The 13,388-nt window shown below is 59.1% G+C and carries 12 protein-coding genes; all 12 read left to right on the forward strand.

Annotated features, from left to right (window positions below):
- Nucleotides 1-478 precede the first annotated feature (478 nt).
- The 12 genes from epsL to CPter91_RS08770 all read left to right on the forward strand — a co-directional run bounded on the left by epsL (nucleotide 479) and on the right by CPter91_RS08770 (nucleotide 13,369).
- Nucleotides 479-1,723 carry an XrtB/PEP-CTERM-associated polysaccharide biosynthesis outer membrane protein EpsL gene (epsL, locus tag CPter91_RS08715; RefSeq protein ID WP_236905980.1) on the forward strand — a complete coding sequence of 415 codons (1,245 nt, stop codon included), beginning with the start codon at nucleotides 479-481 and terminating at the stop codon, nucleotides 1,721-1,723.
- Between the two features lie 10 nt (nucleotides 1,724-1,733).
- The gene (locus tag CPter91_RS08720; protein WP_061939364.1) at nucleotides 1,734-3,116 is read left to right on the forward strand and encodes an undecaprenyl-phosphate glucose phosphotransferase; all 1,383 of its coding nucleotides are present in this window, start codon (nucleotides 1,734-1,736) and stop codon (nucleotides 3,114-3,116) included.
- Between the two features lie 88 nt (nucleotides 3,117-3,204).
- A complete protein-coding gene (locus tag CPter91_RS08725) occupies nucleotides 3,205-3,720 on the forward strand; it encodes a hypothetical protein (protein ID WP_061939366.1) in 516 nt (171 codons plus the stop codon).
- Between the two features lie 139 nt (nucleotides 3,721-3,859).
- The gene (locus CPter91_RS08730) at nucleotides 3,860-4,786 is read left to right on the forward strand and encodes an EpsD family peptidyl-prolyl cis-trans isomerase (protein ID WP_061939368.1); all 927 of its coding nucleotides are present in this window, start codon (nucleotides 3,860-3,862) and stop codon (nucleotides 4,784-4,786) included.
- A 17-nt stretch (nucleotides 4,787-4,803) separates the two neighbouring features.
- The gene (gene epsE / locus CPter91_RS08735) at nucleotides 4,804-5,592 is read left to right on the forward strand and encodes a polysaccharide export protein EpsE (protein WP_061946020.1); all 789 of its coding nucleotides are present in this window, start codon (nucleotides 4,804-4,806) and stop codon (nucleotides 5,590-5,592) included.
- A gap of 43 nt (nucleotides 5,593-5,635) precedes the next feature.
- Complete coding sequence (gene epsF / locus CPter91_RS08740; protein ID WP_061939369.1) at nucleotides 5,636-7,027, forward strand: chain length determinant protein EpsF; 1,392 nt, start codon at nucleotides 5,636-5,638, stop codon at nucleotides 7,025-7,027.
- Nucleotides 7,028-7,047: 20 nt separating this feature from the next.
- The gene (gene epsG / locus CPter91_RS08745; RefSeq protein WP_061939371.1) at nucleotides 7,048-7,920 is read left to right on the forward strand and encodes a chain length determinant protein tyrosine kinase EpsG; all 873 of its coding nucleotides are present in this window, start codon (nucleotides 7,048-7,050) and stop codon (nucleotides 7,918-7,920) included.
- A gap of 17 nt (nucleotides 7,921-7,937) precedes the next feature.
- Entirely contained in the window at nucleotides 7,938-9,239 is a 1,302-nt protein-coding gene (locus CPter91_RS08750; RefSeq protein WP_061939373.1) for a hypothetical protein, read from the forward strand.
- Nucleotides 9,229-10,350: a glycosyltransferase family 4 protein gene (locus CPter91_RS08755; protein ID WP_099047180.1), complete on the forward strand. Its 1,122-nt coding sequence runs from the start codon at nucleotides 9,229-9,231 to the stop codon at nucleotides 10,348-10,350. Before CPter91_RS08750 ends, CPter91_RS08755 begins: the two co-directional genes overlap by 11 nt.
- A 30-nt stretch (nucleotides 10,351-10,380) precedes the next feature.
- Nucleotides 10,381-11,463, forward strand: a complete 1,083-nt coding sequence (locus tag CPter91_RS08760) for an acyltransferase family protein (RefSeq protein WP_061939375.1) — start codon at nucleotides 10,381-10,383, stop codon at nucleotides 11,461-11,463.
- On the forward strand, nucleotides 11,460-12,485 hold the full coding sequence (locus CPter91_RS08765) for a glycoside hydrolase family 5 protein (RefSeq protein ID WP_061939377.1): 1,026 nt from the start codon (nucleotides 11,460-11,462) through the stop codon (nucleotides 12,483-12,485). Before CPter91_RS08760 ends, CPter91_RS08765 begins: the two co-directional genes overlap by 4 nt.
- A 47-nt stretch (nucleotides 12,486-12,532) precedes the next feature.
- Nucleotides 12,533-13,369, forward strand: coding sequence for a glycosyltransferase family 2 protein (locus tag CPter91_RS08770; protein ID WP_236905985.1), 837 nt, complete (start codon nucleotides 12,533-12,535; stop codon nucleotides 13,367-13,369).
- The last annotated feature ends 19 nt before the right edge of the window (nucleotides 13,370-13,388 follow it).

The following is a 13,388-nucleotide window of genomic DNA, read 5'->3' on the forward strand; positions in this document are numbered from 1 at the left end:
TTATGTAAACGTCGCTCGCTCTGGTGCGCATGTGAGCAATGCGCCAGACGTAAAGCGTTCTCCGAAAATCGATGTCCGTATGTCAAACATCGTACGCAAATGCCTGAACGGCATTTCCTGTTTTTCTTTCCATCCACTCTTGTTTCATCCGATATCACAGTTGCCATTAGCAGTTTGAGTGCAAGCAGCATTGTCGTTTGCCGCATAGCTTCAGCTTTCCGTAACTGATAGCCAGGCCTGAATTTTTCCGCAGCGAGAAGCGGGAGACCGATTTTTCGAAAAATTCAATATTTGATCGCTAACTGGTTTTCCAGAAAAAGCGCATCGATCCATAAGCGGGGAACTCCGCCGCGCCATTTAGCCTGGCAACAAACATCCATGTCCAGTCAGCCTGGATGGATGTATTTATGACGCAGCTGCTGCGTTAGAGAGGTATGTAATGAACAGGCGTTCAAAATCCTGCGACCAGCTTTACCGAATGCGATGGCGGATCATTTTCCTGCTGCCGATTTGTTCCTGCGTCGCTGCCCAGGCCACCGACCTGGTGCCGACCGATATCATGCCTCCCGCCGACATCGTGCAACCGCCGGCGGATGCGGTAACTCCTTATGCCGGCTACAGCGTCGGCTACGACAGCAATCTGCTGAGGCTGCAGAATTCCGCGGCGGCGCAGGCAATGGGACTAGGCAGCGACCTGTCCGATACAACACAGCGCTATCTGTTTGGCCTGGCGGTGGACAAGACGCTCAGCCGGCAGCATCTGACGGCGAACCTGAACGTGACCAAGGTGGACTACGACCACTTCGGCGAACTCGATCATTACGACAAGAACATGGCGGCGAACTGGAACTGGCATGCAGGCGACCATTTCGAGGGAAACATCGGCGCCAACTATTCGCAAGGGTTGACGCCATTCATTGATTTCCATCTGCTGGAACGCAATATACGGACCGAGGAAAGCGCCTACGCGGACGGTTCCTGGCTGTTCCATCCGAGCTGGCGCGTGCGCGGTGGGCTCACCTATACCAAGCTGAAGTACGACCTGGTATCGCAGCAGCCGCTCGACAATACGCGCAACCAGAGCGAGCTGGGACTGGACTATCTCGCCGCCAGCGGCAGCACCATCGGCCTGCAGCTGCGCCATACGCATGCCGATTTTCCCACCCCTGAGCTGGACAACGGCGTGCTGGTGCTCAACGGTTATAACCAGGATGAAGTCAAAGCCAAGATCGACTGGCTGCTCAGCGGCAAGACGCAACTGCATTTCCTGGGCGGTTGGGTCAGCCGGACACAGGATGCGTCCCAGGTCAGTAATTTCAGCGGCATCAACACGCGGCTCTCCGCCGACTGGTCGCCTACCGGCAAGATCCAGCTCACAGTCGCCGGCTGGCGCGAGATCGGCGCGGTGGACGATCTTTCCACTGTCTATTCGCTGAACCACGGCGCCAGCCTGGCGTCGGCCTGGCAGTATTCGGAAAAAATCCAGCTGGTGGCGCAGTACAAATATCAAAAACGTGATTTCGGCCAGTCGGCTGGAACCGGCACCCTTGGTTCCCTCAATCAAAACGATGTACTGCGCGATACCGCGCTGAGCGTTGTGTACAACCCGACCCAGCGCTGGCGTGTCCAGCTGTCCGGGATCCGCAGCACGCAGACCCTGAAAAGCGGAGCGGGCGGTTTTGTCAGCAATGGCGTGACGCTCAACACGCGTTACGCCTTCTAGGGGATGGAAAATGACTGAGAACGACATCCCTCTGGTGTCCTTTTTCAAGCGCTTGCTTGATCCGGCCATCATCCTCGGTTCGCTGTATCTGATCGTGCTGACGCAGAATGAAATATTCACCGGCGATTATCTGCTGCTGATGATCATCGCCTTTTTCATATCTTCCTTTGTCTACGAACAGATCGACCTCTACCGCACCTTGCATATCGGCAAGCAGCTCGCCTACGCCGGCGACATTTTCATGGGCTGGGGAATCACCGTCGGCATCCTGGTCCTGATAGGACTGGGCACCGGGCTGGGCTACGAGTTTTCCGAGCGCGTGATCCTGGCCTGGTTTGTGCTGGCGCCTTTTGCGCTGCTGCTGAGCCGGTTTACGGCATACGTGTTGGCCTTCCATTTTGGCAAGGAGTTGAAGAAGCGCTCGGCGATCATCGTCGGTTCCAACAATCCGATCGACGAGGTTCTCAAATGCCTGGCTTCAGGCAGCAATGCCGGTATCGACATGCGCGGCTTTTTCGACGACCGCGACCAGGCCAGCCGTCCGGCCGGGATCGACTGCCCGTTTCTCGGGCCGATCGCCGACGTCGGCACTTATGTGCGCGCCCACAAGATACGCACCATCTTCATCTGTCTGCCGATGTCGGCGCAGCCGCGGGTGCTGGCGCTGATGGAGGAACTGCGCGATACCACGGCGTCTGTCTATTTCGTGCCCGACATTTATACCTTCGGCCTGATACAGGCGCGGCTCGACCATATTGCCGGGATTCCGGTGATCGGCATTTGCGAAACCCCTTTCATCGGCTTGCGCGGTGTCTTGAAGCGCGGCAGCGACATCGTGCTGGCGCTGCTGATCCAGATCATGCTGCTGCCGGTCATGCTGGCCATTGCGATAGGGGTAAAGCTTTCTTCGCCAGGGAAGATCATCTTCGCGCAACGCCGCTACGGCTTGAACGGCGAAGAAATCATTGTCTACAAATTCCGCTCGATGACCGTGGCGGAAGACGGCGCGGTGGTGGACCAGGCCAAGAAAAACGATGTGCGGGTGACGCGCTTCGGCGGCTTCCTGCGCCGCACCTCGCTGGATGAATTGCCGCAATTTTTCAATGTGCTGCAAGGCCGCATGAGCATTGTCGGACCGCGCCCGCATGCGGTGGCGCATAACGAACAGTATCGCAAGCTGATCACGGGCTACATGCTGCGTCACAAGGTGAAGCCGGGCATTACCGGCTGGGCGCAGGTGAACGGCTTCCGTGGCGAAACCGACACCCTGGACAAGATGCGCTCGCGCATCGAGTTCGACCTGGAATACCTGCGCAACTGGTCGCTGGCGCTGGATCTGTGGATCATCGCGCGCACCGTCAAAGAGGTGCTGAAGAAGGACAACGCTTACTAAGAGTGTAAGGGCACGGCTGTGAGTCTATGGATGGATTTTCTGTTTTTCCGATCAGCAGTTGAAGGAATGCTTTTTTTAGGAGCAAATCATGCGAAATATTTTACTGGTGAGCAGCCTGCTGTGGGCTGCCTATTGCAGCCCCGTCATGGCTGCGGCCCCGGTTTTTCAGTTGAACGGGCCAGCGCAAGAAGTTCGAACTGCCTCTGCGGTGTATGCCTACCAGCCGCCGAGCGAGGCCGCCAGTTCAGCTTCCGCGGTTGCCGAGATGGAGACTGCGGAACCAGCGCTGGGCGAGCGGCCGGATGCCTTTTCGGCGCAGGCCGGCCGCATCTGGCCCGGTGCCGCGATCATCCCTGCGTCTTTTTCGACCAGCCCCAGGCTGGTACAGGTTCCCAAGAAGGCCATGGCCGGGATGAGTGCGTCGGATGACCTGCTGTTTTATTTCCTCAGGGATTTCAGGGCAAAGCCGCCGCAAAAGCCGGCGCTCTGGGCCATGTTGCTGATCGCCTTCAGCCTCTTGCTGTACCAGGTTCGCCGCCGCCCCATGCGTACATCTATCGGTTTTGGATCAGTGCCGCGACTGGCCGGACAGCATGCAATCTGATCCCGGTCGCTATCGGCGCGCCGGCCGCGGCGGTGGCAATTGTCATGTTAACAGGAGTCGGATCTTGAAGTGCTCTGAACGTATCGGCCGCAGGCCTCTTATCAATAAGGTATTAGGTGTGAAAGGAATAGGGATCTTCATGCTGCTTACCGTAATTAATTTGTCCGCTTGCGACGATCAGAAAAAGAGAAACGGCCAGGTAGTGGCCAGGATCAACGGCGAAGAAATCACGGCGCCGCAGCTGGCGGCTGAACTGCGCTATGCAAGTCGGTTGCAGGACGATAGCGCTGCGCCGCCACAAGCCTTGCGCGAACAAGCCGTGGAAGCGCTGGTCGACCGCCAACTGCTGCTGGATGAGGCCCTGCGCAACAAGATCGACCGCGATCCGGCGTTGATACAGATCATCGAGCGTTTCAAGACTCAGGCTATCGTCCAGGCTTATCTCGAATCCAAGGCCGGAAATCCGGAGCAGCCCGGCAAGGCTGAGATCGATAGCTATTTCCAGGCGCATCCAGAGTTGTTTTCGCATCGCAAGATGTTTGAGGTGGAACAGCTGGTCATCGCTGACCAGGATTTCAGCAGCGCGCTGAAAGCCATGATGGATACATCGAAATCGCTGGATCAGGTGGCGGCGTGGCTGCGGCAGCACGGGATAGGACATGTACAAAGACGCTATTCGTACAGCAGTGCGGATCTGCCGGCCGGGGTCGGCAACCGGCTCCAGACACTGGGGCGGAATCGCCTGTTTGTCATGAAAGATGGCGAACGCGATCTGTTGTGCGCCTTGACCGAACTCAGGGACAGCCCGGTGACGGCGGACGCCGCCGCACCGCAGATAGAGCGCTACCTGATGAACAAGAAGATGCAGGAAATAGCCGTTGCGGAAATCACCCGTTTGCGCTCGGCCGCCAAGCTTGAATATATAGAGAAACCCGTGGAGAAACCGGCTAGCGGCACTGACGGCAAGGGCTTGCCGGCACCGGCAGTGTCGCCAGGCAGGCAGCAAACCGTATCGCGCAAGGGTGTGGAAATGTCCGGCGCGACCGCCGGAATAAATAATCAATGAATGGGATGGGCATCATGATGAGACGAATCTACCTGTGTTTTCTGGCGCTGCTGATGGCGTTGTCGCTGAGTTCCGCCAGTGCCGCGGATACGCCGATCGGCCCCGGCGACGGCTTGAAGATCGCGGTGTTCGGCAATCCTGACCTGAGCCTGGAAACCAAGGTCGGCGACGCCGGCAATATCACGTTTCCGCTGATAGGCGCGGTCAGCATCGGCGGCCTGTCGACGGCAGAAGCCGAGAAAAAGATCTCCAGCATGCTGACTGAAGGCGGTTTTCTGCGCAAGGCGGAAGTCAATATCACGGTGACCGAGCTGCAGAGCCAGCAAGTCTCGATACTAGGCCAGGTGCTGCATCCGGGCCGTTACCCGATCGCCGGCAAGCGCAGCGTGACCGACATGCTGGCGATGGCGGGCGGCGTCGGGCCGGAAGGCGGCGATACCGCCGTGGTGATCCGCACCCGCAACGGCAAAACCAGCAAGCAAGTGGTCAATCTGCAAGAGATGATCCAGGCCGCGGACATGAAAGCGAACCTGGACCTGGTCAACGGCGACATGATCTATGTCGACCGCGCGCCGAAATTCTATATCTACGGCGAAGTGCAGCATCCCGGCGGCTACCGGCTGGAACGCAACATGACCATCGCCCAGGCCTTGTCGATAGGGGGCGGCCTGACGCCGCGCGGCACCGAGCGTGGCGTACGCATCAAGCGGCGCGACAGCAACGGCAACGTGCAGATGATAGACGCCAAGCGCGACGAAATATTGCAGACGGACGATGTCGTGTACGTGAAAGAGAGCCTGTTTTGAGCCATGTTCCGTCACTTCCAGCTGCTACCAGAGAGGAGCAACCATGACCTTCCCACAGCTTCTAAGCATCCTGCATGCGCGCTACAAGGTGATCCTGCTGACCTTGCTGATCGCCGTGGCGGCGACTGCCGCGGTCAGCTTCGCCTTGCCCCGGATCTACCGGACTTCGGCCACGCTGCTGCTTAACTACAAGGGCGCCGATCCGGTGTCCGGCCAGGTGCTGCCGGCGCAACTGGTGTCCGGTTACATCGCCACCCAGGTCGATATCGTCGGCAGCAGGGGCGTGGCCTTGAAGGCTGTCGACATGCTTGGCCTGGCGGACAATCCGGCCACCCAGCAGCGCTTCCGGCAACAGGCAAACGGCAAGGGTTCGATCCGCGAATGGCTGGCCGACTCCTTGCTGAAGATGGTCGAAGTAGCGCCTTCGCGCGAGAGCAGCATGATAGAGATCACCGCCAAGGGCAGCGATCCGGCCTTCGCGGCGCAGGTGGCGAACGGCATGGCGGCGGCTTACCAGCAACTCAACTTGCAGATCAAGGTCGCGCCTTTGCAGCAGGCCGCCAAGTATTTCACAGAGCAAACCAAGACCTTGCGCGTCGCACTGGAACAGGCCGAGGACAAAATGTCGCGCTATCAGCAAGAACATGGCTTGGTCAGCGCCGACAGCCATCAGGATGTCGAAACCGCGCGTTTGAACGAATTGTCCAGCCAGCTGGTGCTGGCGCAAGGGCAGGGGGCAGAAGCCTCGTCGCGCGGCAGCCAGGCCATAGGCCGCGGCGGCCGCGATTCGCCGGATGTGATCTCTAACCCGCTGGTGCAGAACCTGAAAGCCTCGCTGGCGACGGCGGAAGGGAAGTTCGCCCTGCTGTCGCAGAACCTGGACCGCAACCATCCGCAGTACCAGGCTGCCAAGGCCGAGGTTGACCAGTTACGCTCCGAACTCAACAGCAGCATCAGCGCCACCAATGCCGGCGCCGCCAACAACGCCCGCATCCAGCGCCAGCGCGAGGGCGAGATCAAGGCCGCGCTGGCGGCGCAAACCGCCAAGGTGCTGCAGCTCAACCGTGCGCGCGACGAATTGTCAGTGCTGGCCAAGGATGTCGAGAGTGCGCAGCATGCCTACGATGCCGCAGCCCAGCGCCTGAATCAGACTGAACTGGAAGGGCAGTCGAACCAGTCCGACGTCTCTGTGCTGAGCCCGGCTACCGTGCCAACCCGTCCCGCCAGCCCCAATATTCCGCTCAACATGGTGCTGTCGCTGCTGTTCGGCAGCATGTTCGGACTGGCCCTGGCGGTGTTGGCGGAAATGGCGAACCGGCGCATCCGGACCGGTAACGACCTGCTCAATGTGCTGGACGCACCGGTGCTGGGCACCATCGTCTGGCGCAAACCGGCGCGCAGGATGACATTCCCCCAGCTGTTTTTATCGCAATGATGCCGGAAAGGTGAAACAAGATGAATAAACCGGTCAGTCCTCTCTTCGGCAGCACGATGAACCCCCGCAAGGACGGCAACATGGGGCGCATGCTGGTCGAACAAGGCAAGCTCACGCTGGAGCAGGCCGAACGCGTTCGGCGCCTGCAGCAGGAACAGGGCTTGCGTTTCGGTGAAGCAGCGCAGCGGCTGGGCCTGGTCAGCGAGCTGGATATCCAGCAGGTGCTGTCGCGCCAGTATGACTATCCCTACCAGGAAAGCGCCGGCAATTATCCGGCGGCCCTGGTCGCCGCCTACCAGCCTTTCAGCGACGAAGTGGAGATGCTGCGCTCGGTGCGCAGCCAGCTGATGCTGCGCTGGTTTGCCGCCAGCCGCAAGACGCTGGCCATCGCCAGCGTCAATGCCGGCGACGGCACCAGCTTGCTGACGGCCAATCTGGCGATCGTGTTTTCGCAGCTGGGGCTGCAGACACTGCTGGTGGACGCCAATTTGCGCAAGCCGTGTCAGCACCGCATTTTCAATCTTGCCGCCGGCCATGGGCTGGCCGATGTGCTGGCAGGGCGCGCCGGCCTGGAGCCGCTGGCGGTGGCCGAATCGTTCGCCGACCTGTCGCTGCTGCCTGCCGGAGCGGCGGTGCCCAATCCACAGGAATTGATCAACCGCTCCAGCTTCAATGCCTTGAACCAGACCTTGCGCAGCCGCTTCGACGTCATCCTGTACGACACGCCGGCCAGCGCCAGCGCGGCCGACGTCCTGACTATCGCTGCCCGTGCCGGCGGCGTCCTGCTGGTGGTCCGTAAAGACCATACCAAGGTGGCTGATCTCAGCGCGTTCAGCGACCAGCTGCGCCGCAGCGGCACGGAAGTGGTCGGTTCGGTGCTGGTGAGCTTCTGATAAAGGGGATCGATCACATGCAGGGTTTTGCAAATATCAGGGATTTCATTTTTCCGCGGTCGGTCGGCGTGGCGGTGCCGGCCGAACGGCTGACGTTCTGGATACTGATTGCGGCGCTGCTGTATCAGGCTGTCCTGTGCGCGATCCATACCAACGTGCATGCGATTTCCACCGCCGGCGTGGTGTTTTCGGAATTTGTCATCTACCTGCTATGCATGGTGGTGCTGAGCAAGAGCATCCGGCTGGAACTGGTCGCCATGGCGGCCTTGGCGGCGGCGTACCTGTTCTTGCTGGCGATCATGCGCAACCAGCTGGATCCGAAAGGATTCCGCGATGTGATGATTCCTATCCTGTTTTACGGGCTCGGACGGCAAATCGGCGGTATCAAGTATGCCGACCGCCTGCTCAAGCTGGCGGCGCTGCTGGTGCTGGCTTTCGGCTTCATGGAATGGTTTTTCCTGGATTTCTATTCGCGCATCTTCAACATCTTTTCCTACTACGTCAACCAGGGCGGCCTTGCCGCCGGCTCCAACTGGGCGAAAGACAGCGTGCTCGGGCTAAACGGCACGCGGCCGGAAGGGATAGGGCGGACCATACTGCCGGCGCTGCTAGGCAGCCATCGCATATCCTCGATTTTCCTGGAGCCGGTGTCGCTCGGGAATTTTGCGGTGATCCTGGCGGCCTGGGGCCTGGCGAAGCCGCGCGAAGAAATCAAGGATATGATTTTTTTCCTGGCGGCCGCTGCCGTCATGATTGTCATGAGCGATTCGCGCTACGGCATGATCACGGTCGCAGTGCTGACCGTGCTGCGCTGTTCACCGCTGGCCAGGAGCCGCAATTCCTGGCTGATCGCGCTGCCCTTGCTGAGCGCGCTGATGCTGCTGCTGATCGGCGCATTCTTTGGCGGCGGCTATAGCGACAGTTTCATCGGCCGGCTGTACGTCAGCGGGCGCGTGCTGCTGAATCTGAATGCCGGCATGCTGCTGGGCCTGGACGGCTACAACATCACATACGGTGACATGGGCTATCCGTCTTTGCTGACGCGCTTGGGCCTGCCGCTATGTTTCCTGCTGTGGTGTCCATTCTGGATGCTAAAGATGGAGGACCAGCGGGGCGACCGCTTCCGCACCTACATCACGCTGTACATTTCCCTGATCCTGTGTGTCAGCGGCACTTCGCTGTTTGCGTTGAAAACCGCCGGCATCCTCTGGTTTCTGGTCGGCTGCGCAGTAAGCAAAGCGACCGATTCTTCCTCATTTCCCGCCGGCCCGGCGACACGGCCCACGGGCAAAACAAAGGAGCAAAAAAATGCCTATTAAAGTCGTGCACATCGTACGCCAGTATTCTCCCTCCATCGGCGGCATGGAAGACGTGGTGCAGAATATCGCCAGGCAGCAGCGCGAGCACCACGGCCAGCTGCCGAAAGTGGTCACGCTCAATCGGCTGTTCAGGAACTCAGCCGAATTCCTCAGTGCCGAAGCCACGGTCAACGGCGTCGCCGTGGTGCGCCTGCCGTTCCACGGCAGCAGTAGATATCCGGTCTGTCCGGGCGTACTGGAACATGTCGCCGACGCCGATGTGATCCATGTACACGGCATCGATTTCTTTTTCGACTACCTGGCGCTGACCCGTCCTTTGCACAAGCGACCGCTGGTAGCGTCGACCCATGGCGGTTTTTTTCACACCAAATTCGCCTCCCGTCTCAAGAAAGTCTATTTCAATACGATCACGCGCGCTTCATCGCTGGCGTATGACAAGATCATCGCCACCAGCGACAACGACGGCGACATGTTTGCCGGGATCGTCAGGCCGCCCAAGCTGGCGGTGATAGAAAACGGCGTCAATGTAGAAAAATACAGCGACCAGTCCGCGCCGGAAGCTACGCGGACATTGATCTATTTCGGTCGCTGGTCGATCAACAAAGGCTTGCTAGAAACGCTAGCCCTGTTCCAGCAGCTGGCGCAGCGCCAGCCTGGCTGGAAGCTGATTATCGCCGGCCGTGAATACGACCATAGCGAGCAAGAACTGCGTGCCTGGGTAAACCAGCAACAGCTGGGAGATGCGGTACAGATCGTCGCCAATCCTGCCGATCATGAATTGGCGGCGCTGATCGCGCAATCGAGTTATTTCATCTGCCTGTCAAGGCATGAAGGTTTTGGCATCGCGCCGATCGAGGCAATGAGTGCCGGCCTGACGCCGGTATTGAGCGATATTCCGCCATTCAGGAACCTGCTTGAGCAATCCGGCGCAGGAATGCTGTTGTCGGCGCAAGAGCAGGAACACAACGTCACGCGCCTGCTGGCGCTGCACGAACAAGTGCAAGCCAACTACCCTCAGCGGCGCATGCAGATGCAGCAGTTCGTGGAACGCTACAACTGGCGTCACATCGCGGAAAAATATATCGACATCTACAAGGAGCTGGTGCCTTGAGGCGGCGGCTCAAGGCATCCGGTGCATCCCATGGATAGAGAAAAAATCGATGCAATTACGGGATTGCGCGGACTGGCGGCGCTGCTGGTAGTGTACGGCCACGCGCTGGACTGGTTCGCCCTGCCTTGGAAAAACCATCTTTCCGGGGAAGTCGGCGTGACGATCTTCTTTTCGCTGAGCGGTTTTCTGATGGCCTATCTCTATCTCGGAAGGCAGTTTTCGGCGATCAACGTAGTCGACTATGCGGTTTCCCGCTTTTCCCGCATCGCACCCGCCTATCTTGTCATCCTCCTGCTTTCTTTTCTCATCTACGTCAACATCGATCCGAATTTCGTCTACGGGATATCCGGGAAGAATATCCTGCGTCATATTTTCTTCTCGGGTAATGTATCGGTGTTCTGGAGCATCACGCCGGAAGTGGAATTTTATTTCCTGTTCGTGCTGGCCTGGGCCGCCGGCAGCCGTTACCTGATCCGTTCCGATGTCGCTGGTCTGTTGCTGCTGGCCCTGGCCAGCGTGATCCTGTTGTCATACCGGGATATTTTCCCGGGTACCTTCGTCGGCTCGAAATTGCATTATTTCCTGTTCGGCATGATTGCCGGCCTGATGCGATCCCACATCCATAGCGAGGATCAGAGCCGCAAGCTGTTCGCCATCCTGCATGCGCTGGCAATTGCCACGATCATAGCGCTGACAGCGGGATGGCTGGCTCTCCCATTCTCCAGCAATCAAGCGTTCTACAACAGCATCCTGACGGCTGTATTCGGCGCCTTCCTGGTGTTCAGCCTGTCTTTTCCATCTGCTGTCGGCAATCTGTTTTTCGCAAACAGAGCGATGGTCTTATGTGGTGAATGGAGTTTTTCCATCTACCTGCTGCATATGCCGCTCATTTATCTGGCCAAGAAAATTCATCCAGAACCTTTCCAGCTGTTCGTCTTGCTGCCCTTGGTCATTCTTGTGCTCTTGTTTTCATGGCTCAACTTTCAGCTGATCGAGAGACCCGGAGCGCGTCTGATCAGATCCGTCGGCGGCGTATTCAAGCGGAAATTCCTTGCAGTGTTTCCGACAGCGGCCAGCCCTCGGGCTATGCCTTTAGGAGGTAATACCAGATGAATAAATTCCTGTTTTCGATCGCGGCCATGGTTGCTGCCTTGCTTTGCCAGCCGTCGATGGCCAGTTGCCTGGACGGCAAGCCCCTGGCCGGCGTCAACCTCAGCGGCGCCGAGTTCGCGGCGGAGAAATTGCCCGGCAAGGTATTCACCGACTACGTGTATCCGGACCTGGACGAAATGCGCCAGTTTCAATCCATGGGCATGAACACCTTCCGCCTGCCGTTTCTTTGGGAAAGGCTCCAGCCACAGCTGTTCGGCGAGCTGGACCAGGCCGAACTGCAGCGCATCAAGGATAGCGTTGCGGCCGCCAGTTCAATTGGCGTCTGCCTGATCCTCGATGTGCACAACTATGGCCAGTATCGCGGCAAGCCGATTGGTTCGCCGCAAGTGCCGCGTGCAGCCCTGGTCGACCTCTGGCAGCGTCTGCTGGTCAATTTCAAGGATCCGGCCAACGTCGCCTTCGACCTGATGAACGAGCCGGCCAAGCTGCCGACCGCGGAATGGGCGGCAACCGCGCAAGAGACGTTGAGCGCCTTGCGCAGGAAAGGCTCGCGGCATCTGATCATGGTTCCCGGGGGCGGCTGGAGCGGCGCCCATTCCTGGTATGCAAAAGACGGCCTGGTGTCGAATGCCGACGCCTTCCGCTTCTTTCACGATCCGCTCAATAACTACATGATCGAAGTCCATCAATACGCGGACGCGGATTTTTCCGGCACCGGCAACGATTGCGTGGACCCGGCCCGCCTGAGCGCAATCATGGCCGACGTCGCCCTCTGGGCCACCTCGACCAGGCGCCGCCTGTTCCTGGGCGAATTCGGGGTGCCGGCCAACCAGCCATGCCTGGCGGCCTTGGCGGCGATGATGGATGCAATCAAGGGCAATTCCGCCTGGGGCGGCTGGACCTATTGGGCCGCGGGGCAGTGGCTGGCAACTTATCCGTTCAGCGTGCAGCCTGACGGCAGCGGTGAGCGGCCGCAAATGTCGATCCTGAAGCAAGCCATGCCATCCCAAGGCAAACAATAGCCAGCGGCAGGCGATGCCTGCCGGAGGCAAGACTAAAAGGAATGACAATGAAATTTTCGCTGGTGTTGGCTACGGTAGGACGGTTTGACGAGCTGGTGCGCTTTCTGGAATCGCTGGACGCGCAGGATTACCGCAACTTTGAATTGATCGTGGTCGACCAGAACGGCGACGACCGGCTGGTCGCGCTGCTGCGGCGCTATCGTCAGAAATTCTCGCTGCGCCATGTGCGCGCGCTGGCGCGCGGCGTATCGTGTGCACGCAATCTTGGCCTGGAACTGGTGGATGGCGATGTGATTGCCTTTCCCGACGACGATTGCTGGTATCCGGCCGGCTTGCTGCAAAAAGTCGCCACTGTATTGAACAGTCATCCGGAGCTGGATGGCATTACCGGGCGCTTCACCGATGGCGACGGCAACACCGAGGGCCGCTGGCTGGAAAACAGTGTGTTGCTGAATCGCTATAACGTATGGCGCGGCGCGATTGAGTTCAGCATATTCCTGCGTCAGCGCGTGATTGACGTGGTCGGGCCGTTCGACGAGACGCTGGGCGTCGGCGCCGGCACGGCCTGGGGCGCCGCAGAGGGGACCGATTATCTTCTGCGCAGCCTGCGCTATGGCTTCAAGCTGAAATTCATGGCCGACATGACCTTGCATCATCCGGTAAAGACCAGCCATTTCGATGCTAACGCCTGTAACCGGCAACAGAAATATGAGGCTGGAATAGGGCGCGTGATGCGGATCAATCACTATCCGTTCTGGTATTTCCCGATTACCTGCATGCGGACTTGCTGCGGTGTCCTGGTGGCGCTGGCGGGCGGTAATTTTCTCAAGGCCAGGTTCAAGTACCTGAGCGTGCTGGCGCGAATGCGCGGCTGGCGCGCGTAGCAAATGACTATGGGAATAC

The sequence above is a fragment of the Collimonas pratensis genome (assembly GCF_001584185.1).
GTDB classification, from domain to species: domain Bacteria; phylum Pseudomonadota; class Gammaproteobacteria; order Burkholderiales; family Burkholderiaceae_D; genus Collimonas; species Collimonas pratensis.

What these genes read in the sequence shown, in the direction of transcription:
- CPter91_RS08755 (WP_099047180.1), top strand. Translation starts at nt 9,229, where the DNA reads ATGCCTATTAAAGTCGTGCACATCGTACGCCAGTATTCTCCCTCCATC.
- epsG (WP_061939371.1), top strand. Translation starts at nt 7,048, where the DNA reads ATGAATAAACCGGTCAGTCCTCTCTTCGGCAGCACGATGAACCCCCGC.
- epsE (WP_061946020.1), top strand. Translation starts at nt 4,804, where the DNA reads ATGAGACGAATCTACCTGTGTTTTCTGGCGCTGCTGATGGCGTTGTCG.
- CPter91_RS08720 (WP_061939364.1), top strand. Translation starts at nt 1,734, where the DNA reads ATGACTGAGAACGACATCCCTCTGGTGTCCTTTTTCAAGCGCTTGCTT.
- CPter91_RS08725 (WP_061939366.1), top strand. Translation starts at nt 3,205, where the DNA reads ATGCGAAATATTTTACTGGTGAGCAGCCTGCTGTGGGCTGCCTATTGC.
- CPter91_RS08765 (WP_061939377.1), top strand. Translation starts at nt 11,460, where the DNA reads ATGAATAAATTCCTGTTTTCGATCGCGGCCATGGTTGCTGCCTTGCTT.
- epsF (WP_061939369.1), top strand. Translation starts at nt 5,636, where the DNA reads ATGACCTTCCCACAGCTTCTAAGCATCCTGCATGCGCGCTACAAGGTG.
- CPter91_RS08750 (WP_061939373.1), top strand. Translation starts at nt 7,938, where the DNA reads ATGCAGGGTTTTGCAAATATCAGGGATTTCATTTTTCCGCGGTCGGTC.
- CPter91_RS08730 (WP_061939368.1), top strand. Translation starts at nt 3,860, where the DNA reads ATGCTGCTTACCGTAATTAATTTGTCCGCTTGCGACGATCAGAAAAAG.
- CPter91_RS08770 (WP_236905985.1), top strand. Translation starts at nt 12,533, where the DNA reads ATGAAATTTTCGCTGGTGTTGGCTACGGTAGGACGGTTTGACGAGCTG.
- epsL (WP_236905980.1), top strand. Translation starts at nt 479, where the DNA reads ATGCGATGGCGGATCATTTTCCTGCTGCCGATTTGTTCCTGCGTCGCT.
- CPter91_RS08760 (WP_061939375.1), top strand. Translation starts at nt 10,381, where the DNA reads ATGGATAGAGAAAAAATCGATGCAATTACGGGATTGCGCGGACTGGCG.